The sequence below is a fragment of the Pseudomonas sp. SIMBA_041 genome, assembly GCF_046535095.1.
Lineage (GTDB): Bacteria > Pseudomonadota > Gammaproteobacteria > Pseudomonadales > Pseudomonadaceae > Aquipseudomonas > Aquipseudomonas mucoides.
In genome coordinates, this window is sequence record NZ_JAWRXJ010000014.1 from 158,859 (window position 1) to 178,388 (window position 19,530).

The following is a 19,530-nucleotide window of genomic DNA, read 5'->3' on the forward strand; positions in this document are numbered from 1 at the left end:
GTAATTGACGCAGGGGCTGGCCGCCACGGGGGCGCTCCGTATAATGCCGACATCGCCACTGGTATGGATTAACGGATTGCATATGACTGAACAGCGCCCAATTGCGGTCCTGGGAGGCGGAAGTTTTGGTACCGCCGTGGCTAATCTGCTGGCCGAAAACGGGCATCAGGTCCGGCAGTGGATGCGAGACCCCGAACAGGCCGAGGCCATCCGGGTCAATCGCGAGAACCCGCGTTACCTCAAAGGCATCAAGATTCTCCCGGCGGTAGAACCGGTGACAGACTTGCAAGCCACGCTGGACGCCTGCGACCTGTGTTTCGTCGCGCTGCCCTCCAGTGCCCTGCGTTCGGTCCTGGTCCCGCATGCCGCACAGTTGAGCGGCAAACTGCTGGTCAGCCTGACCAAAGGCATCGAAGCCCACACCTTCAAGCTGATGAGCGAGATCCTCGAGGAAATCGCTCCGCAAGCGCGCATCGGCGTGCTGTCCGGACCGAACCTGGCCCGTGAAATCGCCGAACACGCGCTGACCGCGACGGTGGTCGCCAGCGAAGACGAAGAGCTGTGTCAGCGAGTTCAGGAAGCGCTGCATGGCCGGACTTTTCGCGTGTACGCCAGCGCCGACCGCTTTGGCGTCGAGTTGGGCGGGGCGCTGAAAAACGTCTACGCGATCATTGCCGGCATGGCCGTGGCGCTGGGCATGGGCGAAAACACCAAGAGCATGCTGATCACTCGAGCACTGGCGGAAATGACCCGTTTTGCAGTGAATCAGGGCGCCAACCCGATGACCTTCCTCGGTCTTGCCGGGGTGGGCGATTTGATCGTCACCTGCTCGTCGCCGAAAAGCCGCAATTACCAGGTCGGGTTCGCCCTCGGCCAGGGCCTGAGCCTGGAGGAAGCGGTGACGCGTCTGGGTGAAGTCGCCGAAGGCGTGAACACGCTCAAAGTGCTCAAGGCCAAGGCTCAGGAGGTGGGCGTCTATATGCCGCTGGTCGCCGGGCTGCACGCGATCCTGTTCGAAGGGCGCACGCTAAATCAAGTGATTGAGCTGTTGATGCGCGGCGAACCGAAAACCGACGTCGACTTCATCTCGACCAGCGGTTTCAACTAAGCACGCTTTGTAAATAAGCAGGGGAGCACGACATGAACGATCCGAAAATGGAAACCAAGTACGAGTCCATCCTGCTGCGGGTGCTGTGGATGATTGTCTTCGTGCTGGTCTGGCAAGTGGCGCAGTTCATCCTGGGCGCGGTAGTGCTGGTGCAACTGATCTATCGTTTGTTCTATGGCGCCCCGAGCGCCAGCCTGATGAACTTTGGCGACAGCCTGAGCCAGTTCCTGGCGCAGATCGGTCGTTTCGGCAGCTTCCACAGCGACCAGAAACCCTGGCCGTTCGCCGACTGGCCGACGCCGCGTACACCGGAAGGTGAAGCGCCGCATGTTGTGGCGCCCGCGCCGCATCCGGCCCGAGATGAGGAACCCAAGCTATGAAACTCTGGGTATTGCGTCATGGTGAAGCTGAACCGTACGGCTCGCGTCCCGATTCCGAGCGAGCGCTGACTCTTCGTGGTCGCGAAGAAGTGCTGCGCAGTGCGGCCGAGTTGATCGGTCAGCCGATTACCGCGATCTACGCCAGCCCTTACCTGCGTGCGCAACAGACCGCGCAGTTGGTGCGCGACGCGCTGGGGTTCGAACCGAACATCCGCACCGTCGAGTGGCTGACGCCCGACAACCGCCCGCAAGCGGTGTCGGAGCAGTTGGTGTCGGTGGATAACGCGCTGTTGGTCAGCCACAACCCGCTGGTGGGCAATCTGCTCGGTTACCTGCAACACGGTCACCTGCAAGAGCCGGAAACCGTCAAGACCGCCGGCCTGGCAGAGCTAGAAGGTGACCTGCCGCCGGCCGGCGCCATGAAACTCAAGGGCATCAAACACCCTTAGCACTGTCGGTACAGGGCATCAATGTGGGAGCGAGGCTTGCCCGCGATTGCATCGACGCGGTCTGATTCATAAACCGCAGCGCCTGCATCGCGGGCAAGCCCGGGTCCTACAGGGGGCTGCGGTGTTGCTGATATTTGTAATGAAATAGTCAACCAAGCAACCGCTTGGTTGACTACGCTTGCTCCAGACCAAAAATTCAGGAGCGAGTCGCATGTCTGCTGCTTTTCGTTTGCCGCTGGATGTTTTCTACGAGCGTGAGGCCCGTCATCCACGCCAGCGTTTTCTGGTCCAGCCCACGGGTGGCGGGCAAGTTGAAACACTGACCTGGGCCGACGTCGGCCATCAGGCTCGCTGCGCCGCGCACTGGCTGCGCGCTCGTGAATTGCCGCAAGGCAGCCACATCGCACTGATTTCGAAAAACTGTGCCCACTGGATCATCGCCGACCTGGCGATCTGGATGGCCGGGCATGTCTCGGTGCCGTTGTACCCCAACCTGACCGCCGAATCGGTGGCCCAGGTACTCGATCATTCCGAAGCAGCGCTGGCGTTTATCGGCAAGCTCGATGACTGGCCGAGCATGTCCCTCGGCGTCAGACCTGAGCTGCCGACGATCAGTCTGCCGTTGCACCCACCGGGCACCTTCGATTTCAGCTGGGCCGACCTGCAACGCAGCTCACCCATCCAGGATGACCCCACGCCGGCAGCCGATCAGTTGGCCACTATCATTTACACCTCCGGCACCACCGGCCTGCCCAAAGGCGTGATGCACAGTTTCGGCAATCTGGGGTTCGCCACCACCCGCGGTACGCAGCTATTCGGCCTCAACGAGTCGGACCGGCTGTTGTCCTACCTGCCGCTGTGCCATGTGGCCGAGCGGATGTTCGTTGAGTTGGCGTCGATTTACACCGGGCAGACGGTGTTTTTTGCCGAGAGCCTCGACACCTTCCTGACGGATTTAAAGCGCGCCCGGCCTACTGCCTTGTTCGGTGTGCCGCGGATCTGGACCAAATTCCAGATGGGCGTGTACAGCAAGATCCCGGCAAAACGCCTGGATTTTCTGCTCGGGCTGCCCTTCATCGGCAAGCGGGTCGGGCATAAAGTCCTCGCCGGGCTGGGGCTGGACGCGTTGCGCGTTGCCTTGTCCGGTGCTGCGCCCGTGCCACAAACCTTGCTGCTGTGGTACCGCAAACTGGGGCTGGACGTGCTGGAGGTCTACGGCATGACCGAGAGCTGCGGCTATTCGCACATTGGCCGGCCCGGCGAGAACAAGTCCGGCTGGATCGGCAAGCCGTGCCCTGAGGTAGAAGTGCGGATCGACGAATCGGGCGAGGTCATGGTGCGCAGCGGCGCGACCATGCTCGGCTATTTCAAGGAACCACAGAAAACCGCTGAAACCATCACCGGGGACGGCTTCCTGCGCACCGGCGACAAGGGTGAGGAAGACGCCGAAGGCAACCTGCGCCTGACCGGACGCCTGAAAGAAATTTTCAAGACCAGCAAGGGCAAGTACGTCGCGCCGGCACCGATTGAAAATCGCCTGGCGGTGCATTCGCGGATTGAACAAGTGTGCGTGGTCGGTGACGGTTTGAGTGCACCGCTGGGGCTGTGCGTGCTATCGGCGGTCGGGCAGCAGGACGCCAGCGGCACGGCGAGGGCGGGGCTGCACTCAAGCCTGGAAAAGCTCCTGGATGAGGTCAATGGCGTCCTCGACAAACACGAGCGTTTGCGGCGTCTGGTGGTGGTCAAGGACAGCTGGGCCGTGGAAAACGGCTTCCTGACGCCAACGCTGAAGATCAAGCGCAACGTGATCGAAGCGGCTTACGGCGACCGCTTCGAAGAATGGAGCGAGCACAGCGAGGCGGTGCTGTGGCAGGATTGAGCCACGAACAAAACCAACAAAGGAAAGCAGCGATGAGTCTGTGGCGTACCACTCCCAACATCGAGCAGTTGAACGCGATCCAGAAAAACACCATCGGCGAAGTGCTGGATATCCGCTTCGAAGCGTTTGACGAAGGCTCCCTGACCGCGAGCATGGTCATTGACCACCGCACTCACCAGCCTTACGGCCTGCTGCACGGCGGCGCGTCTGTGGTGCTGGCCGAAACGGTCGGCTCAATGGCCAGCTACCTGTGCATCGACGCCAGCAAGTTTTACTGCGTGGGCCTGGAAATCAACGCCAACCACCTGCGCGGCCTGCGCAGTGGGAGGGTGACGGCCGTGGCCACGCCCATCCACATTGGCCGCACGACACACGTCTGGGACATCCGCTTGACCAGCGATGAAGGCAAGGCCAGTTGCGTGTCGCGCCTGACCATGGCGGTCGTGCCGCTGGGGGAGAACCCGCCGGCCCGCTAAACGAAGCCTGCATCCGCCTCGTATAGCTGCTGTCGAGCCCCGGCGAGGCTGCGCTCGGCTGCGAAGCCGTCGTGAAATCTACCAACGCGGTGTTTCAGGTTGACCGCGAACGCAGCCTCGCCAAGGCTCGACAGCTGCTACAGGGATCTTCATCAGCGTTTCGGTATTGCCCTGACCGGACTGTCATCATTCCTGTCACTTACAGTCATTGCTGTCAGCCGTCGTCTTACGGACAATCAACGCCTGTTCTCGCTCATGGATTTGCCGGTATGTCGCAACAGATATTTTTCGCCCACGCCAATGGCTTTCCTTCCGGAACCTACGGCAAGTTGTTCGCGGCGCTGGCGCCCGAGTATCAGGTGACGCATCTGGAGCAGCACGCTCATGACCCGCGTTTTCCCGCGGACGACAATTGGTACAACCTGGTGGACGAACTGATCCATCACCTCAAGCAGCAAGCGGAACCGGTGTGGGGCGTCGGCCATTCCTTTGGGGGCGTGCTGCACTTGCACGCGGCCTTGCGTTGCCCGGAGTTGTATCGCGGCGTGGTGATGCTCGATTCACCGGTCCTGACCCGCACCGATCAATGGGTCATTCGCGCCGCCAAGCGTTTCGGCTTCATCGACCGCTTGACCCCGGCCGGCCGTACCCTGGGGCGCCGAGAAGAATTCGCCGACCTCGAAAGTGCGCGTAGCTACTTCTCAGGCAAAACCTTGTTCCGCAGTTTTGACCCGGAATGCTTTGACGCCTACTTGCAACACGGTTTGCACAAGGTGGGTGACACACTGCGCCTGCGCTTCGATCCTGCCACGGAAATCAGCATCTACCGTGGCGTGCCCCACACCAGTCCCGGTCGCACGCGTCAGCTGAAAGTGCCGCTGGCGGTGGTGCGCGGGCACAAGAGCCGCGTGGTGATGCGTCATCACGCCAGCGCTGTCGGACGCATGCCGCAGGGTGAATCCCTGACGCTGCCCGGCGGTCATATGTTTCCTCTCGAACGTCCACACGACACGGCCACGCTGCTGAAAACCCTGTTCAGCCGATGGGACGGTCGCCGTCAAAAGGATTGCGCATGAGCAATGCCGTCGAAGAAGTCCGTCTGAGCCTGCCGCACATCGAGTTGGCGGCACACTTGTTCGGTCCTGAAGACGGCTTGCCGGTGATTGCGCTGCATGGCTGGCTGGACAATGCCAACAGCTTTGCCCGACTGGCGCCCAAGCTCAAAGGCTTGCGCATCATCGCCCTGGACATGGCCGGTCACGGTCATTCCGGGCATCGCCCGCCTGGCGCCGGTTACGCGATGTGGGATTACGCCCATGACGTGTTGCAAGTCGCCGAACAACTGGGCCTCAAGCGGTTTGCACTGATGGGGCACTCCATGGGGGCCATCGCCTCGTTGATCATTGCCGGGTCGATGCCGGAGCGCGTCACACACCTGGCGTTGATCGACGGCCTCATTCCTCCTACAGACAAAGGCGAAAATGCCGCCGAGCGCATGGGCATGGCCCTGCAAGCGCAGCTGGATTTGCGGGAGAAGCAAAAACCGGTCTACAACACCCTCGATCGCGCCATCGAAGCGCGCATGAAGGGGTTGGTGGCGGTCAGTCGCGAAGCCGCCGAGCTGCTGGCCCAGCGCGGCTTGATGCCCGTGCCGGGCGGTTACACCTGGCGCACCGACAACCGCCTGACGCTGCCATCGCCGCTGCGTCTGACCACCGAACAGGCCATGGCTTTTGTCCAGCGAGTCAGTTGTCCGGCCAAACTGGTGGTCGCGGCCGACGGCATGCTCGCCAAACATTCCGAGTTGCTGGAACGTCTACCCTTTAGCCGTGAACAGCTGCCAGGCGGTCATCATTTGCACCTGAATGACGAAACCGGCGCCGACCTTGTCGCAGACTGTTTCAATCGGTTCTTCGCCGTTCCTTGACTTGCGCCGGGCAACTGTCGAGGCTGGGCGGGTTGAAATGGGAGACAACCATGATAGATCGCTATACCGCTGCGACCCCGAACGGCCACAAGGTCTCTATCGTGATCGAGGAACCCGGCCTGCATGCGCCGGATTTCGACAAAAAGGAACGAACGTTAAAAGGGGCTCAGGCCATGCTGATCCGATGAGCCTGTCCATGCGTTCACTCAGTCTGCTGGCGTTGTGCTGTTTCAGTCCTTTATCGTTTGCCGCGGATGTCCCCGGCAGTCAGGACTTGCCGATCCTGCCGCGCATGGAAGATGCGCAGATCGTTGATTATCGTCCGGCCGTCGAGCTCGAACGGATTTACCCCCTGGGTTCGATCCGCAAGATCAGTGGCCAGTTGCGCTTTGACGGTCAGGTCACGGCACGCGGGCAAACCACCTCGGTCACCTATGAGTTGCCGCCGGAGCATTCCTCCACCGAAGCCTTTACCGCCGCGCGGGAAGCCTTGCAAAAACAGGGCGCCGAGTTGCTGTTCTGGTGCCAGGCCCGCGATTGCGGCGAAAGCAGCCTGTGGGCCAACGAAGTCTTCGGCAATGCCAAGCTCTACGGTGCCGACGATCAACAGGCGTATTTGCTGCTGAGATTGGCGGCGCCACAGGACAATTCGCTGGTGGCGCTTTACAGCATCACTCGCGGCAACCGCAAAGCCTACCTGCATGTCGAGCAATTCGATGCGGCGGCGCCGTGGGGCGACTTGTTGCCGACGTCGGCCACTCTGCTGCGTCAGCTTAAAAGCACCGGTGAACTCGATTTCCCGAAACTGAACGCTGATCCCGACGACACGTGGCTGCGTCTGATTTCACGCGGACTGAACCTGGACACCACCTTGCGAGTCAGTGTTTCCGGTGCCAAGGCTGAGGCCTGGCGTCAGGCATTGATTGCTCAGGGCGTGCGTGCGGCGCGACTGGAAGGCGGCACCGTCGAAGGCTCTGGCCTGCACATCGAGCTGTTGCGATAAGCTGCACAGGCGAATGCGCACGGCGCATTCGTCTACCCTTTGTTGACTGATTTTTTCGAGACTTTACATGCCCAATAATGATCGGCTGTTGGTGCAGATTCTGCTCCTGGTGCTGTTTGGTGCGAGCTTCTGGGTGATGGCGCCGTTCTGGTCGGCGCTGTTCTGGGGCGCGGTGCTGGCGTTTGCCAGTTGGCCGCTGATGCGTTTGTTGACCCGCTGGCTCAATGGTCGCGAATCCTTGGCGGCAGCGCTGCTGACCCTCGGCTGGATGTTACTGGTGGCCGTGCCGCTGGTATGGCTGGGGTTCAACCTGGCCGACCATGTGCGTGACGCCACGGTGTTTATCAAGGATGTACAAGTCGAAGGCCTGCCTCAGGCGCCTGACTGGTTAGGCAGTGTTCCCTTTGTGGGCGCACGGCTGGTGGTGGTCTGGAACAGCATCGATGAACAGGGCGCGGCGATGATGGTCGCGCTCAAGCCTTATCTGGGGCAGGTCGGTAACTGGCTGCTGGCGCGCAGTGCGCAGATCGGCGGCGGGATTCTCGAGCTGACACTGAGCATCGTGTTTGTGTTCTTTTTCTACCGCGACGGCCCGCGTCTGGCGATCTTTGTTCATGGGTTGCTGGAGCGCCTGATCGGCGAGCGTGCCGGGTATTACATTGATCTGGTGGCGGGCACGGTGCAGCGGGTGGTGAACGGCGTGATCGGTACGGCAGCGGCGCAGGCCGTGCTGGCACTGATCGGGTTCCTGATCGCCGGGGTGCCGGGAGCCTTGGTACTGGGCATCGTGACCTTCCTGCTCAGTCTGATTCCGATGGGGCCACCGCTGGTGTGGATTCCGGCCACGGCGTGGCTGGCGTGGAAAGGTGAGTACGGGATGGCGGTGTTCCTGGGAATCTGGGGCATGTTCATCATCAGTGGCGTCGACAACGTGCTCAAGCCGTACCTGATCAGCCGGGGCGGGAATCTGCCGTTGGTGATTGTGCTGCTGGGGGTGTTCGGCGGGTTGATTGCGTTTGGTTTTATCGGGCTGTTTATCGGGCCGACGTTGTTGGCGGTGGCATACAGCTTGCTGACTGACTGGAGCAAGAGTCAGGCTCGGGTAGAAGATCGCCGCCCTTAGATTTTTGTATTCAGGCTTATGGCCCCATCGCGAGCAGGCTCACGCCTACACTGGATCTGTGTCGTTCACAAATCCCCTGTAGGCGTGGGCCTGCTCGCGATAGGGTCGCTGCGGTCTACCGGGCTTGACGCTTGGCTCAGGTCGCGACGTTCAGGTACTTGCCCACCGTCGCCACGTTATCGAGCGAATACTGTTTGCTCAGATTGGCGACCATCTTGTGCAGCGCATCGTTGACGTTGAACTGATCGGTCGAGCTGTCACTGGTTTTCTCACGGCCTGCTTGCAAGGCTGCTTTCAATTCATCGCTGCTGACACCGCCGCTGCTGTCACTGTCCAGTGCCTTGAGCAGTGCGGCGCTGGTGTCGGTGCTGGTCGATGACGGGCGGTTGCTCGCCTGCAGCGCGCTGCTCAGTTCGGTGGCGGTCACGCTGCCATCACTGTCGGTATCGAGCTGGCCGAACAGTTCCTCGCTGGACACCTGCTGTGGCGGTGGGGGCGCAGGGGCGAGGCTGGCGGCGAGTTCGTCCTTGCTGACGGTACCGTCCTGGTTCTTGTCCAGGGCCGAGAAGATTTCCTTGCTGTCGGCACTGCTGCCAGCGCTGGTCAGGCCGGTGCTCAGCTCGTCGCTGCTGATGGCGCCGTCACCGTCGGTGTCCAGGGCGCTGATCATTGCATCGGCGAGTTCAGTGCTCGGTGGTTGATCGTGTTGCGGTGGCGGAGGCGGGGCCATCGCGGCCATTTCTTCACTGCTCAGGTTGCCGCTGTTATCGCTGTCGAGGTCGGCGAAATTTTTGCTCAGGTTGACCACCAGGCCGTCGTCGGATTTTTGCGACAAGGCACTTTTCAGCTCGTCCTGATCCACCGCGCCGTCGCTGTTGGTATCGAGCTTGGCCAGCAGTTCTTTCTGGAACGGCTGGCTGCGGGCGGTATTGTTTGTGGTGCTGCTGGTGCTGGTATAGCTCGTGTAGTTGCTGACGCTACCGATCATTGTGCTCACTCCCTGGAATGGAAAACCGGTGGGGACACCGGCTTCTGCAGCCTCAAGGGGCAAGGTGTCGTGGGTATGTGAGGTTTGTACCGGTCAGTACACAGATCACGTCAGGTACTTGTCGCAGCTGGCGAAGCCTGCGTTCGACTGCGAAGCAGTCGCTAGACCCTTCACCGCGGTGTTTCAGCAAGATAGAGTCAGTCGGTTTACGACTGCTGCGCAGCCGAACGCAGGCTTCGCCGGCTGCTACAGGGATCTAGGTAGATCAATGACGGCAGTCAAACCACCGCCTGGTGTTTCTTCCAGGCTCAATTGCCCGCCCAGACGTTCCGAAGCCTCGCGGGCGATGGTCATGCCCAGGCCGACACCGCCGGAGTTGCGGTTGCGTGAGCCTTCCAGGCGAAAGAACGGCTCAAACACCGCCTCACGTTTATCTGCCGCAATACCCGGCCCATGGTCAATCACCCGAATTACCAGGGTTTCGCGACTGTCTTCGAGGGTGATCAACGCTTGTCCCGCGTAGCGCAGCGCGTTATCCAGCAGATTATTGATACACGAACGCAACGCCATCGGCTGGACTTGCAGCGGGGCGCAGTGACCGCTGGCCTGCACATCGGCGCCCTGGTCCTGGGCGTTTTCACACAACGATTCCACCAACGCTTGCACGTCCATCCATTGCCGGGCCTCGCTGGTGCGCTGTTCATGCAGATACGTCAGGGTGGCGTCGAGCATGCTGATCATGTCGTCCAGGTCCTGACGCATCTGACCTTGCAGCTTCTCGTCGTCGATCTGCTCCAGGCGCAATTTGAGTCGCGACAGCGGCGTGCGCAGGTCATGGGACACCGCGCCAAGCATCCGCGAGCGCTGCTGCACCTGTTCGATGATGCGTTTCTGCATCAAGTTGAAGGTGTAGGCCGCTTGCCGCGCTTCCCGTGGCCCCGACTCATCCAGCGGCGTGCTGTCGAGGTTTTCGCTCAAGCGCTCGGCGGCATCGCTCAGGCGCTGGATCGGTCGGCTCAGCAGTTTGGCGCCGTACCAGGCCGCAATGACCAGCGAGATCAATTGAAAGGTCAGCGGCACCAACGGCCCGCCGAACCATGGTCGAGGCGGGCGGTTTTCAAAGCGTGGGTCCATCGGTGGGCGCTGCCCGTCGAGGCCTTGGGAAAACTCCGGCCGTGGCGGTGGAGGAGGGGGCGGGCCGTAATGGTGAAACCAGGCAAAGGCCAACAGGTGCGCAAGGAAAATCGCCAGCAACAGCACGCCGAACAGGCGGCCGAACAGCGTATCGAAGCGCGCACGCATCAGCCGATGTCTCTGGCGTCGAACAGATAACCCTCACCGCGAACGGTCTTGATCAACTGCGGGGCTTTGGGGTCATCACCGAGTTTCTGGCGCAGGCGCGAGACCAGCAGGTCGATGCTGCGATCAAAGGCCTCGATCGAGCGGCCACGAGCGGCGTCCAGCAATTGCTCGCGGCTGAGCACCCGGCGCGGACGTTCGATAAACACCCAGAGCAGGCGGAACTCGGCGTTGGACAGGGGCACCACCAGGCCGTCGGCGGCAATCAACTGGCGCAACACGCTGTTCAGGCGCCAATTGTCGAAGCGAATGTTCGCCCGTTGTTCGGTGCGATCATCGCGCACCCGTCGCAGAATGGTCTGAATCCTCGCCACCAGTTCACGGGGTTCGAACGGTTTGGCCATGTAGTCATCGGCGCCCAGTTCCAGGCCGATGATCCGGTCGGTCGGTTCGCAGCGGGCCGTGAGCATCAGGATCGGAATGTCCGACTCGGCACGCAGCCAGCGACACAACGACAAACCGTCTTCGCCCGGCAGCATCAGGTCCAGCACCACCACGTCGAAATGTTCGGCTTGCAGCGCCAGACGCATCGCCGCGCCGTCGGTGACCCCGCTGGCGTGGATGTTGAACCGGGCGAGGTAGTCGATCATCAGTTCGCGAATCGGGACGTCATCGTCGACGATCAGGGCGCGAATGCTCCAGCGTTTGTCATCGCCGGGCGCTTTTTGATCGTCGTTCAAAGGGGCTTGGGTGTTGTGCATGCGTGCGTTCATCTGCCAGAGAGGCTGCCAACCACAAAGATGGGCTGCGAGGTTGTGGCTTCAGCATAGGCGTCCGGCCCGGAGGCGGGAAGTGCTGTAAGGACGTGTTGCGGCTGCCGACGGTAGCGATGAAGGATGTTGTGAGCGTGTCATGAGTGTATCGGCCTCGACACAATTGGCCAAAGGACTAGTCTTGCCTGAGCGCCGATGACGAATTACCGATCATCGGGTCCCGCAGCGCCGCTGGTTCCGCTACAATGCGCGCCGATTTCGTCCTGCCTGAGAGCCCTCACATGTCCGTCTGCCAGACTCCTATCATCGTCGCCCTGGATTTCCCCACCCGTGACGCCGCACTGAAGCTGGCCGACCAGTTGGACCCGAAGCTGTGCCGGGTAAAAGTCGGCAAGGAACTGTTCACCAGCTGCGCGTCGGAAATCGTCGGCACCCTGCGTGACAAGGGTTTTGAAGTGTTCCTGGACCTGAAATTCCACGACATCCCGAACACCACCGCCATGGCCGTCAAAGCTGCGGCGGAAATGGGCGTGTGGATGGTCAATGTTCACTGCTCCGGCGGCCTGCGCATGATGGCGGCCTGCCGTGAAGTGCTGGACCAGCGTACCGGGCCCAAGCCGCTGCTGATCGGCGTGACCGTGCTGACCAGCATGGAACGTGAAGACCTGGCCGGTATCGGTCTGGACATCGAGCCACAGGAGCAAGTGTTGCGCCTGGCCGCGCTGGCGGAAAAAGCCGGGATGGACGGTCTGGTGTGCTCGGCACTGGAAGCCCAGGCCTTGAAGTCGGCTCACCCGTCGTTGCAACTGGTGACCCCGGGCATTCGTCCGGCGGGCAGTGCGCAAGACGATCAACGCCGCATCCTGACCCCACGCCAGGCCCTGGACGCCGGTTCCGATTATCTGGTGATTGGCCGTCCGATCAGCCAGGCAGCTGATCCAGCAAAAGCGCTTGCCGCCGTAGTCGCCGAACTCGCCTGACCCAACACCGAAGATCAAAATGTAGGAGTGAGCCTGCTCGCGATTGCGGTCTATCAGTCGACATCATCATTGACTGATACACCGCTATCGCGAGCAGGCTCACTCCTACAGTAGTTTTGTGGTGTCTGGTAAGAGTGGGTTAAACCTTCAATACCAACTTCCCGAAATTCTCGCCGCTGAACAATTTCATCAGTGTCTCCGGGAATGTCTCCAGTCCGTCAACAATGTCTTCCTTGCTCTTGAGTTGCCCCTTGGCCATCCAGCCGGCCATTTCCTGCCCGGCGGCGGCGAACTGGGCGGCGTAGTCCATCACGACAAAACCTTCCATGCGCGCGCGGTTGACCAACAGCGCCAGGTAGTTGGCCGGGCCCTTGACCGCTTCCTTGTTGTTGTACTGGCTGATCGCGCCGCAAATCACCACGCGTGCCTTCATGTTCAGTCGGCTCAGCACGGCGTCGAGAATGTCGCCGCCGACGTTATCGAAATACACGTCCACCCCTTTCGGGCATTCGCGTTTAAGACCGGCGACGACGTCCTCGTTCTTGTAGTCGATGGCACCGTCAAAACCCAATTCGTCGATCAGGAACTGACACTTGTCCGCGCCGCCCGCAATCCCGACCACGCGGCAGCCTTTGATCTTGGCGATCTGCCCGGCGATGCTGCCCACCGCGCCGGCTGCGCCCGACAACACCACCGTGTCACCGGCCTTCGGCGCGCCGACATCGAGCAGGGCGAAGTAGGCCGTCATCCCGGTCATGCCCAGGGCGGACAAGTAGCGTGGCAACGGCGCCAGTTTTGGATCAACCTTGTAGAAACCGCGCGGTTCGCCGAGGAAGTAATCCTGCACGCCAAGCGCGCCGTTGACGTAGTCCCCGACCGCAAACCCCGGGTTGTTCGACGCAACGACTTTGCCTACGCCCAGGGCACGCATCACTTCACCCAGACCGACCGGTGGAATGTAGGACTTGCCCTCGTTCATCCAGCCGCGCATGGCCGGGTCCAGGGACAGGTATTCGTTTTTCACCAGAATCTGACCTGCCGCCGGCTCACCGACCGGTACTTCCTGATAGGTAAAAGTCTCGCGGGTTGCTGGACCCACTGGACGTTTGGCGAGCAGGAACTGGCGATTGGTCTGGGTAGTCATGACAGGCACTCAAGATGAATGAAGCCTTGTTGATAGCCCTTCAGGCCCAATGCCGCAAGTTTGGCTGATACGGCGAATGCACATCGATCCAGTGCAGTGATAGTTGGCACCGTCGTTCTATCACTGCCACGCATGGGCGCCCAACCGGCCACCTGATAGTGCTGCCGTGGCATGACCCTTCGTGGCTAGACTGAAAATTCGAAATCCCCCGCACTCGAGGACATAACAATGAGCATGACGTTTTCCGGCCTGGTCGCCGTGGTGACCGGCGCTGCCAACGGTATTGGCCGTGCGACGGCCCAGGCATTCGCGGCCGAAGGGTTGAAAGTGGTGGTGGCCGACATGGACACCGCCGGCGGCGAAGGCACCGTGGCGCTGATTCGTACGGCCGGCGGCGAAGCGACCTTCGTGCGTTGCAACGTCACGCTGGAAAGCGATGTAAAAAATCTGATGGACGAAGTGGTCAACACCTACGGCCGTCTCGACTATGCCTTCAACAACGCCGGCATCGAGATCGAGAAAGGCAAACTCGCCGACGGCACACTGGATGAGTTCGACGCGATCATGGGCGTCAACGTCAAGGGCGTCTGGCTGTGCATGAAGTATCAGTTGCCTTTGTTGTTGGCCCAGGGTGGCGGTGCGATCGTCAACACCGCTTCGGTGGCGGGCCTTGGGGCTGCGCCGAAGATGAGCATTTACGCGGCGTCCAAACATGCGGTCATCGGCCTGACCAAGTCGGCGGCCATCGAATATGCGAAGAAAAAGATTCGCGTGAATGCGGTCTGCCCGGCGGTGATCGACACTGACATGTTCCGCCGTGCCTATGAAGCAGACCCGAAGAAGGGCGAGTTTGCCAACGCCATGCACCCGGTGGGTCGCATCGGCAAGGTAGAGGAGATCGCCAGCGCGGTGTTGTACTTGTGCAGCGACGGTGCGGCGTTCACCACCGGTCATTCGCTGGCGGTGGATGGTGGCGTTACCGCGTTTTGAAATCAGGCGCTGCAATGTAGGAAAAAGCCCGCACGTTTGCGGGCTTTTTTACAGTTCCGTGACGTGGCTGATCAATGTGTTTCAAAGGGTTAGAACCGAGGGTTTTGGCGGCGTTGTCGCACCTCTCCTCCAGCGCTCCTGTGATTAACTGTTTCCCGCAAAACGGACAGGAGTTTGCTTGCTCATGGAATTGAGAATCGATCGACAGGCATTGGTGCCAGTCGTGCAGCAAATCGTCGACGGGTTGGCCGACTGGCTCCGTCGGGACGGAGTGCTGCCGGGGACACGTTTGCCTTCAGCGCGGCAAATTGCACGGGTCAATCTGCTCAGTCAATCCAGCGTCGTCGAAGCCTGTGAGCGCCTGGTCGCACAAGGCATGCTGGCGCCGCGTCAGGGCTCCGGTTTCATAGTTGCCCATCCTGCGCAGGGACCGGGTTGTCCCTGGTCAGAAGGGGCGGACGTAACGCAGGAGTGCGTGACGGGCAAACTTCAACTGGGCTGTGGCAGCCTGCCCGAAAGCTGGCGTGAAACCGACGATTTGAGCTACGCGATTCGCCAGGTTAGCCGCACCGACATGGCTGCTTTGTTCAGCTACAGCACGCCACTGGGGTTGCCAGCCTTGCGATCGCAGATCCTCAAGCGTCTCCAGCCACTCGACATCGAAGTGGATGAACGACGGATACTGACCACCACCGGGGCGACTCACGGGCTGGATCTGATCGTGCGTACGTTGCTTAAACCCGGGGATTGCGTGGTGGTGGAAAGCCCGGGGTATTCGCTGTTGTTCGATCTGCTCAGGCTGAACGGCGTGACGATGATCGAGGTGCCGCGTACCCCCCGCGGGCCTGATACGCAGGCGCTTGAAGCGTTGTTGCTGAAGTACCGGCCCCGTGCGCTGTTTATCAATAGCTTCTACCACAACCCGACCGGCAGCAGCCTGGCACCCGCCGTGGCGCAGCAGGTGCTGCAACTGACCCGAGACCACGGTGTACTGGTCATCGAAGACGACGTCTTTGCCGATTTGCACCGCGGCCCCGGCACTCGCCTCGCGGCGCTGGGTATCGACGACAACGTCATCTACGTCGGTAGCTACTCTAAAACCCTCAGCAGTTCATTGCGCGTCGGCTTTGTCGTCGCCAGTGTCGCGGTTGTTTCGCGACTGGCCGAGGTCAAGATGACCAGCAGCATGGGCGCTTCAAGATTCTGCGAATCGGTGCTGGCTTGCCTCTTGGCCAGCGGCGCGTATCGCAAATTGGTCCAGCGTCAGCGCCAGCGATTGAACACCGACAGAGAGGCTGCCTTGCAGATACTCGAAGATGCCGATTGGGAGGTTTTCGGCAAACCGGTGGGCGGATTGTTCATCTGGGCACGATCACGAATGTCTGACTACGCTCAGGTGCGCACGCAAGCCCGACGCTTCGGTGTGTTGTTGTCTTCCGCCACTGCATTCAATCCCGGCGGTGAGGCCACGGACTGGCAGCGCATCAACGTGGCTTGCGCCTGTGATCCTCGTGCCCGGGCATTTTTTCAGGCCACCACTCTGAATCGACCTCAAGCGTTCTGAAAACGACGCGGGCGTAGCTTTTTGCCATTATTCCGACGCCAGAGACTTGTGCTGGCACAGGCCCGTTGCGAATCTGCGTCAACAGACTATGTCAGGGGACTAAGTGCAATGATTTCGGCCGTGCAAGGACGTTTTGCCAACCTCGGTATGGCAAAAAAAATGGGTGTCGGGTTTGTCCTGGTGCTGCTGCTGACCGCGCTGGTGGCAGCCATCGGCGTGTGGTCCCTGCAAACCATCAGTCATCGCTTCGATGGGCTCAAGCAGATGTCGTCGCTCAATAGCGGCTTGCTCAAGGTGCGTCTGCTTGAGCAGGAGTACGCCTTGCACGGCAACCCGAAAACCGCCGATGCCCTGCACGAAGGCGTTGATGGCCTGATCGCTCTGGCGACCCAGCTCAAGGCTGCGTCCGCGGCTAACGTGCCGGTGATGAATGATGTCGAGCAGTCGCTGGGTGCTTATCGCAAGGCGTTCGATGAGTTTGTCTCGCTGAGTCAGGCCAAGGACCTGGCGCTGGAAATGGCCAGTTGGTCGGTGTCCAGCGTGGCCAACAACCTTGATGTGTTGCAAGCCGGCCTGGCCGATGATGGCGCCTACACCTTGAAGCAATCCGAAGGTAAGGAGGGTGGGCAATTCCTTGAGCAGGCCAGTCAGGTCAGCCAGGTCTCGCGGTTGATGTTGCAGGCCATGAACGAGGCGCGCGTGCGTCTGGACCAGAGCCGCAAGGGTGACGACAGCGCAGGCCAGGGCAAGATCGAGCAGGCGGAACAGGCGTTGACCCAGGCCGAACAGCTGAAAACCACGGTCAAGGATGAGGGCTATCAGACGGTCCTCAATGAAGTGAGCGGTCACATCGGCAGTTTCAGCGAAAAACTGACGGAATATACCGGCCTGTTGGCCCAGGAGAAAACCGTCTACGAACAGTTGCATCAGCGCGCCGCGCAAGTGGTGGAGCGGGTGGATCAAGCCTATGTCGCCGAAGACCAGTCGATGCAGGCCGAGCTGAAAAAGAACTCGTTGCTGATCATAGGCTCCTCAGCCTTGGCGTTGCTGGTCGGGCTGGTGGCGGCGTGGGTGATTACCCGGTTGATCGTGGCACCGCTGCGCAGTGTGATCCTGGTTGCCCAGCAAATTGCCGCGGGTGATTTGAGTGCGACGGTTGAAGTGACGCGCCGTGACGAGATCGGCCAATTGATGCAGGCGATGCAGCAGATGGGCGCCGGGCTCAGCAGCATCGTCAGTGGCTTGCAGGCCGGTATCGAGCAATTGGCCAGTTCGGCGCATTCACTGTCGGCGGTGACCGAGCAGACCAACCTGGAAGTCAGCAGTCAGAAAGAAGAAACCGAGCAGGTCGCCACGGCGATGAACCAGATGACCGCGACGGTGCACGACGTGGCGCGCAATGCCGAAGAGGCGGCCCAGGCCGCACAGACCGCGGATGGCAAAGTCGAAAGCGGTCAGCAAGTGGTGCGCCAGAGCATGGCACGCATCGAGCAACTGGCGGATTCGGCGACGTCGGCCAGTTCCAGCATCGAAAGCCTGAGCGCAGAGATCCAGAACATTGGCACAGTGCTCAGCGTGATCAAAAGTGTTGCCGAACAGACCAACCTGTTGGCGCTCAACGCGGCGATCGAAGCCGCGCGGGCAGGCGAGCAGGGCAGGGGGTTTGCCGTGGTGGCCGACGAGGTCCGGGCGCTCGCCAAGCGTACCCAGCAATCGACCGAGGAGATCGAGCGACTGGTCAGTGCCTTGCGCTCGGCCGCTCAATCGTCGGTGCAGCAGATTCAGAACAGCGGCGAACTGGTGAAACTCGCCGTCAGCGATGCGTTGCAGACCGAGAGTGCGCTGGGGAGTATTGCGGCAGCGGTGTCGTTGATTCAGCAGATGAACCAGCAGATTGCCGCGGCAGCCGAGGAGCAGAGTTCGGTGGCCGAGGAAATCAATCGCAGCGTCACGAGCATTCGCGCGAGCGCGGATCAGTCGTCACTGGCGATGCAGGGCAACGCGGCGTCCAGCATTGAGCTGGCTCAGCTCGGGCTTGAACTGAAAGGGATGGTGGGGCACTTCCGGCTCTGAAGAGCCCTGTGATCACTGTGGGAGCCTTGTGGGAGCGAGCCTGCTCGCGATGACGGCCCGACAGCCAACCCATCTCTCCCGACTGCACTCCCCACCCAACCCAACCCAAAAAAAAGCCACCTTCGCAGGTGGCTTTTCTATTCTCGCAAATCAGTCGTAGATCACTTTCTTTTTCCAGTCGGCATCGGCGTCGACTTGTTTGAGGCCTACGTTCAACTGGTTTGCCTCACCCTCAACGGCAGCGATGTTGTCCATCACCATGGCGTTGGCGCGAGCCAGGAGTTTCTCCAGGTATTCCAATTGCTCGGCATAGACCTGCGGCTCTTGCTGTTTACGCAGGTACTGCACGCCACGTTCGAACGCCAGGCGCGCCTGACCTGGCTGGTTCTGTTGCAAGCAATGCTGGCCAAGATTGTTGAAGAACTCGATGTGCAGCAGTACCAGGATATGGCGGACTTCGCGGATCCAGCGCTTGGCTTCGTTGGTCGGCAGGAAACCGTCCTGTGCGGCACGGGTGATCTGGCCATGCAGGGCTTCCAGCAGGAAGCGTACGTCCTTGGCCTTGGCTTCGGTCTGGATCGGTGCTGGCGGATTGTTGACTGGGATCGACTCGCCCTGGGCGGCAAGGGCCTCCAGTTCGGTGATCCGCGCCCTGAGGTTGGCACTGGTCTTTTCCAGGTTGAGCAGGCGCTGGCAGACGTTGAGCTCCAGGCGGGTCAACAGCAGCTTGAGCGCCGGTGTCATCAACTGGCCGGGAAAGGTCTCGGTGATCTCGCCGCAGCGACGCAGGCGGTCGTTGAGCTCAACCTTGGTACGGGCCTTTTCCAGCTTGTTGTTTTCCACCACATGGTTCATGTAGCCAATGGCGATCAATAGTGCGATCCCGGCTACAACTAGCAGGGTGATCATGAGTGGTGTCACCGGTAAGACCTCTTTATAGGGTTTGCGTTCGAGTGTAGTGGCTTGCCATTGGGGCGCATAGGCCGCTCGACGACTTGAATCAGCTATGGCCATAAATGTATCGGCCGTTGCTCTGCTTATATAAATGGTGGCGAAGATGTTCCAGATTGCCATCATCTTGATGGCGTGGACTATAGCGTCTTGAAGGAGGCCGGAATATAGGCGTTGGGCGCCAGTCTGTGGAAAAGCCCGAAACGCGTCTGAAAGCAGGGCGAAGTCATTGATTTAAATAAATTTATATCTGGGGGTTGACGACCCCTCAATCCATCCATAGAATGCGCGCCACTTACAGCGTAAAGCACACAGCGAAACGCGGTAGGGAGTGAATGTTGTACGTGTGTCCCCTTCGTCTAGTGGCCTAGGACACCGCCCTTTCACGGCGGTAACAGGGGTTCGAGTCCCCTAGGGGACGCC

General features: G+C 60.6%; 18 protein-coding genes, 1 tRNA gene and 2 pseudogenes. 16 read left to right on the top strand and 5 right to left on the bottom strand.

Annotation, left to right across the window (positions count from 1 at the left end; genetic code table 11):
* Window positions 1-82: 82 nt before the first annotated feature.
* From SB725_RS27985 to SB725_RS28030, 10 genes and pseudogenes are all read left to right on the top strand, one after another.
* Window positions 83-1,108 carry an NAD(P)H-dependent glycerol-3-phosphate dehydrogenase gene (locus SB725_RS27985; RefSeq protein WP_027923993.1) on the top strand — a complete coding sequence of 342 codons (1,026 nt, stop codon included), beginning with the start codon at window positions 83-85 and terminating at the stop codon, window positions 1,106-1,108.
* 32 nt (window positions 1,109-1,140) lie between these two features.
* Entirely contained in the window at window positions 1,141-1,488 is a 348-nt protein-coding gene (locus tag SB725_RS27990) for a DUF4389 domain-containing protein (protein WP_027923994.1), read from the top strand.
* Window positions 1,485-1,937, top strand: a complete 453-nt coding sequence (gene sixA / locus SB725_RS27995; protein ID WP_027923995.1) for a phosphohistidine phosphatase SixA — start codon at window positions 1,485-1,487, stop codon at window positions 1,935-1,937. Before SB725_RS27990 ends, sixA begins: the two co-directional genes overlap by 4 nt.
* 211 nt (window positions 1,938-2,148) lie before the next feature.
* Window positions 2,149-3,816, top strand: coding sequence for an AMP-binding protein (locus tag SB725_RS28000; RefSeq protein ID WP_410922904.1), 1,668 nt, complete (start codon window positions 2,149-2,151; stop codon window positions 3,814-3,816).
* A 32-nt stretch (window positions 3,817-3,848) separates the two neighbouring features.
* Entirely contained in the window at window positions 3,849-4,292 is a 444-nt protein-coding gene (locus SB725_RS28005) for a hotdog fold thioesterase (protein WP_027923997.1), read from the top strand.
* A 269-nt stretch (window positions 4,293-4,561) separates the two neighbouring features.
* Window positions 4,562-5,368, top strand: a complete 807-nt coding sequence (locus tag SB725_RS28010; protein ID WP_027923998.1) for an alpha/beta fold hydrolase — start codon at window positions 4,562-4,564, stop codon at window positions 5,366-5,368.
* Complete coding sequence (locus SB725_RS28015; RefSeq protein WP_027923999.1) at window positions 5,365-6,219, top strand: alpha/beta hydrolase; 855 nt, start codon at window positions 5,365-5,367, stop codon at window positions 6,217-6,219. Before SB725_RS28010 ends, SB725_RS28015 begins: the two co-directional genes overlap by 4 nt.
* A 50-nt stretch (window positions 6,220-6,269) precedes the next feature.
* Window positions 6,270-6,371 (top strand): annotated as a pseudogene (locus tag SB725_RS28020) (glutathione S-transferase); the annotation flags it as partial.
* 44 nt (window positions 6,372-6,415) lie between these two features.
* Window positions 6,416-7,222, top strand: coding sequence for a DUF4892 domain-containing protein (locus tag SB725_RS28025; protein ID WP_410922905.1), 807 nt, complete (start codon window positions 6,416-6,418; stop codon window positions 7,220-7,222).
* Window positions 7,223-7,289: 67 nt separating this feature from the next.
* Window positions 7,290-8,345, top strand: a complete 1,056-nt coding sequence (locus tag SB725_RS28030) for an AI-2E family transporter (RefSeq protein WP_027924001.1) — start codon at window positions 7,290-7,292, stop codon at window positions 8,343-8,345.
* Between the two features lie 136 nt (window positions 8,346-8,481).
* On the opposite strand, the gene xopAW is transcribed toward SB725_RS28030, so the two are convergent.
* The 3 genes from xopAW to SB725_RS28045 form a co-directional block, all read right to left on the bottom strand.
* The gene (gene xopAW, locus SB725_RS28035) at window positions 8,482-9,333 is read right to left on the bottom strand and encodes a XopAW family type III secretion system calcium-binding effector (protein WP_027924002.1); all 852 of its coding nucleotides are present in this window, start codon (window positions 9,331-9,333) and stop codon (window positions 8,482-8,484) included.
* A 246-nt stretch (window positions 9,334-9,579) separates the two neighbouring features.
* Window positions 9,580-10,635, bottom strand: a complete 1,056-nt coding sequence (locus SB725_RS28040; protein WP_027924003.1) for a sensor histidine kinase — start codon at window positions 10,633-10,635, stop codon at window positions 9,580-9,582.
* Complete coding sequence (locus SB725_RS28045; RefSeq protein ID WP_027924004.1) at window positions 10,635-11,393, bottom strand: response regulator; 759 nt, start codon at window positions 11,391-11,393, stop codon at window positions 10,635-10,637. The genes SB725_RS28040 and SB725_RS28045 overlap by 1 nt, the downstream gene beginning before the upstream one ends.
* Before the next feature lie 293 nt (window positions 11,394-11,686).
* Between SB725_RS28045 and pyrF the strand changes: the two genes are divergently transcribed.
* Window positions 11,687-12,385, top strand: coding sequence for an orotidine-5'-phosphate decarboxylase (gene pyrF, locus SB725_RS28050; protein ID WP_027924005.1), 699 nt, complete (start codon window positions 11,687-11,689; stop codon window positions 12,383-12,385).
* A 139-nt stretch (window positions 12,386-12,524) separates the two neighbouring features.
* Here pyrF and SB725_RS28055 read toward each other — a convergent pair whose 3' ends face one another.
* Window positions 12,525-13,529: an NADP-dependent oxidoreductase gene (locus tag SB725_RS28055; protein ID WP_027924006.1), complete on the bottom strand. Its 1,005-nt coding sequence runs from the start codon at window positions 13,527-13,529 to the stop codon at window positions 12,525-12,527.
* Between the two features lie 228 nt (window positions 13,530-13,757).
* On the opposite strand from SB725_RS28055, the gene SB725_RS28060 reads away from it, so the two are divergent.
* From SB725_RS28060 to SB725_RS28075, 4 genes and pseudogenes are all read left to right on the top strand, one after another.
* Window positions 13,758-14,519, top strand: a complete 762-nt coding sequence (locus SB725_RS28060) for an SDR family oxidoreductase (RefSeq protein WP_027924007.1) — start codon at window positions 13,758-13,760, stop codon at window positions 14,517-14,519.
* A 184-nt stretch (window positions 14,520-14,703) separates the two neighbouring features.
* Complete coding sequence (locus SB725_RS28065) at window positions 14,704-16,083, top strand: PLP-dependent aminotransferase family protein (RefSeq protein WP_027924008.1); 1,380 nt, start codon at window positions 14,704-14,706, stop codon at window positions 16,081-16,083.
* A gap of 987 nt (window positions 16,084-17,070) precedes the next feature.
* Window positions 17,071-17,247, top strand: a pseudogene (locus tag SB725_RS28070) (HAMP domain-containing protein); the annotation flags it as partial.
* 204 nt (window positions 17,248-17,451) lie between these two features.
* A complete protein-coding gene (locus tag SB725_RS28075; protein WP_371258949.1) occupies window positions 17,452-18,156 on the top strand; it encodes a methyl-accepting chemotaxis protein in 705 nt (234 codons plus the stop codon).
* Between the two features lie 150 nt (window positions 18,157-18,306).
* Here SB725_RS28075 and SB725_RS28080 read toward each other — a convergent pair whose 3' ends face one another.
* Window positions 18,307-19,077: a hypothetical protein gene (locus tag SB725_RS28080; protein WP_027924010.1), complete on the bottom strand. Its 771-nt coding sequence runs from the start codon at window positions 19,075-19,077 to the stop codon at window positions 18,307-18,309.
* A gap of 378 nt (window positions 19,078-19,455) precedes the next feature.
* Between SB725_RS28080 and SB725_RS28085 the strand changes: the two genes are divergently transcribed.
* Window positions 19,456-19,528 (top strand) — tRNA-Glu (locus SB725_RS28085).
* The last annotated feature ends 2 nt before the right edge of the window (window positions 19,529-19,530 follow it).

What these genes read in the sequence shown, in the direction of transcription:
- SB725_RS28000 (WP_410922904.1), top strand. Translation starts at nt 2,149, where the DNA reads ATGTCTGCTGCTTTTCGTTTGCCGCTGGATGTTTTCTACGAGCGTGAG.
- SB725_RS28065 (WP_027924008.1), top strand. Translation starts at nt 14,704, where the DNA reads ATGGAATTGAGAATCGATCGACAGGCATTGGTGCCAGTCGTGCAGCAA.
- SB725_RS28045 (WP_027924004.1), bottom strand. Translation starts at nt 11,393, where the DNA reads ATGCACAACACCCAAGCCCCTTTGAACGACGATCAAAAAGCGCCCGGC.
- SB725_RS27990 (WP_027923994.1), top strand. Translation starts at nt 1,141, where the DNA reads ATGAACGATCCGAAAATGGAAACCAAGTACGAGTCCATCCTGCTGCGG.
- SB725_RS28025 (WP_410922905.1), top strand. Translation starts at nt 6,416, where the DNA reads ATGCGTTCACTCAGTCTGCTGGCGTTGTGCTGTTTCAGTCCTTTATCG.
- SB725_RS28010 (WP_027923998.1), top strand. Translation starts at nt 4,562, where the DNA reads ATGTCGCAACAGATATTTTTCGCCCACGCCAATGGCTTTCCTTCCGGA.
- pyrF (WP_027924005.1), top strand. Translation starts at nt 11,687, where the DNA reads ATGTCCGTCTGCCAGACTCCTATCATCGTCGCCCTGGATTTCCCCACC.
- SB725_RS27985 (WP_027923993.1), top strand. Translation starts at nt 83, where the DNA reads ATGACTGAACAGCGCCCAATTGCGGTCCTGGGAGGCGGAAGTTTTGGT.
- sixA (WP_027923995.1), top strand. Translation starts at nt 1,485, where the DNA reads ATGAAACTCTGGGTATTGCGTCATGGTGAAGCTGAACCGTACGGCTCG.
- SB725_RS28055 (WP_027924006.1), bottom strand. Translation starts at nt 13,529, where the DNA reads ATGACTACCCAGACCAATCGCCAGTTCCTGCTCGCCAAACGTCCAGTG.
- SB725_RS28075 (WP_371258949.1), top strand. Translation starts at nt 17,452, where the DNA reads ATGACCGCGACGGTGCACGACGTGGCGCGCAATGCCGAAGAGGCGGCC.
- xopAW (WP_027924002.1), bottom strand. Translation starts at nt 9,333, where the DNA reads ATGATCGGTAGCGTCAGCAACTACACGAGCTATACCAGCACCAGCAGC.
- SB725_RS28030 (WP_027924001.1), top strand. Translation starts at nt 7,290, where the DNA reads ATGCCCAATAATGATCGGCTGTTGGTGCAGATTCTGCTCCTGGTGCTG.
- SB725_RS28015 (WP_027923999.1), top strand. Translation starts at nt 5,365, where the DNA reads ATGAGCAATGCCGTCGAAGAAGTCCGTCTGAGCCTGCCGCACATCGAG.
- SB725_RS28060 (WP_027924007.1), top strand. Translation starts at nt 13,758, where the DNA reads ATGAGCATGACGTTTTCCGGCCTGGTCGCCGTGGTGACCGGCGCTGCC.
- SB725_RS28040 (WP_027924003.1), bottom strand. Translation starts at nt 10,635, where the DNA reads ATGCGTGCGCGCTTCGATACGCTGTTCGGCCGCCTGTTCGGCGTGCTG.
- SB725_RS28005 (WP_027923997.1), top strand. Translation starts at nt 3,849, where the DNA reads ATGAGTCTGTGGCGTACCACTCCCAACATCGAGCAGTTGAACGCGATC.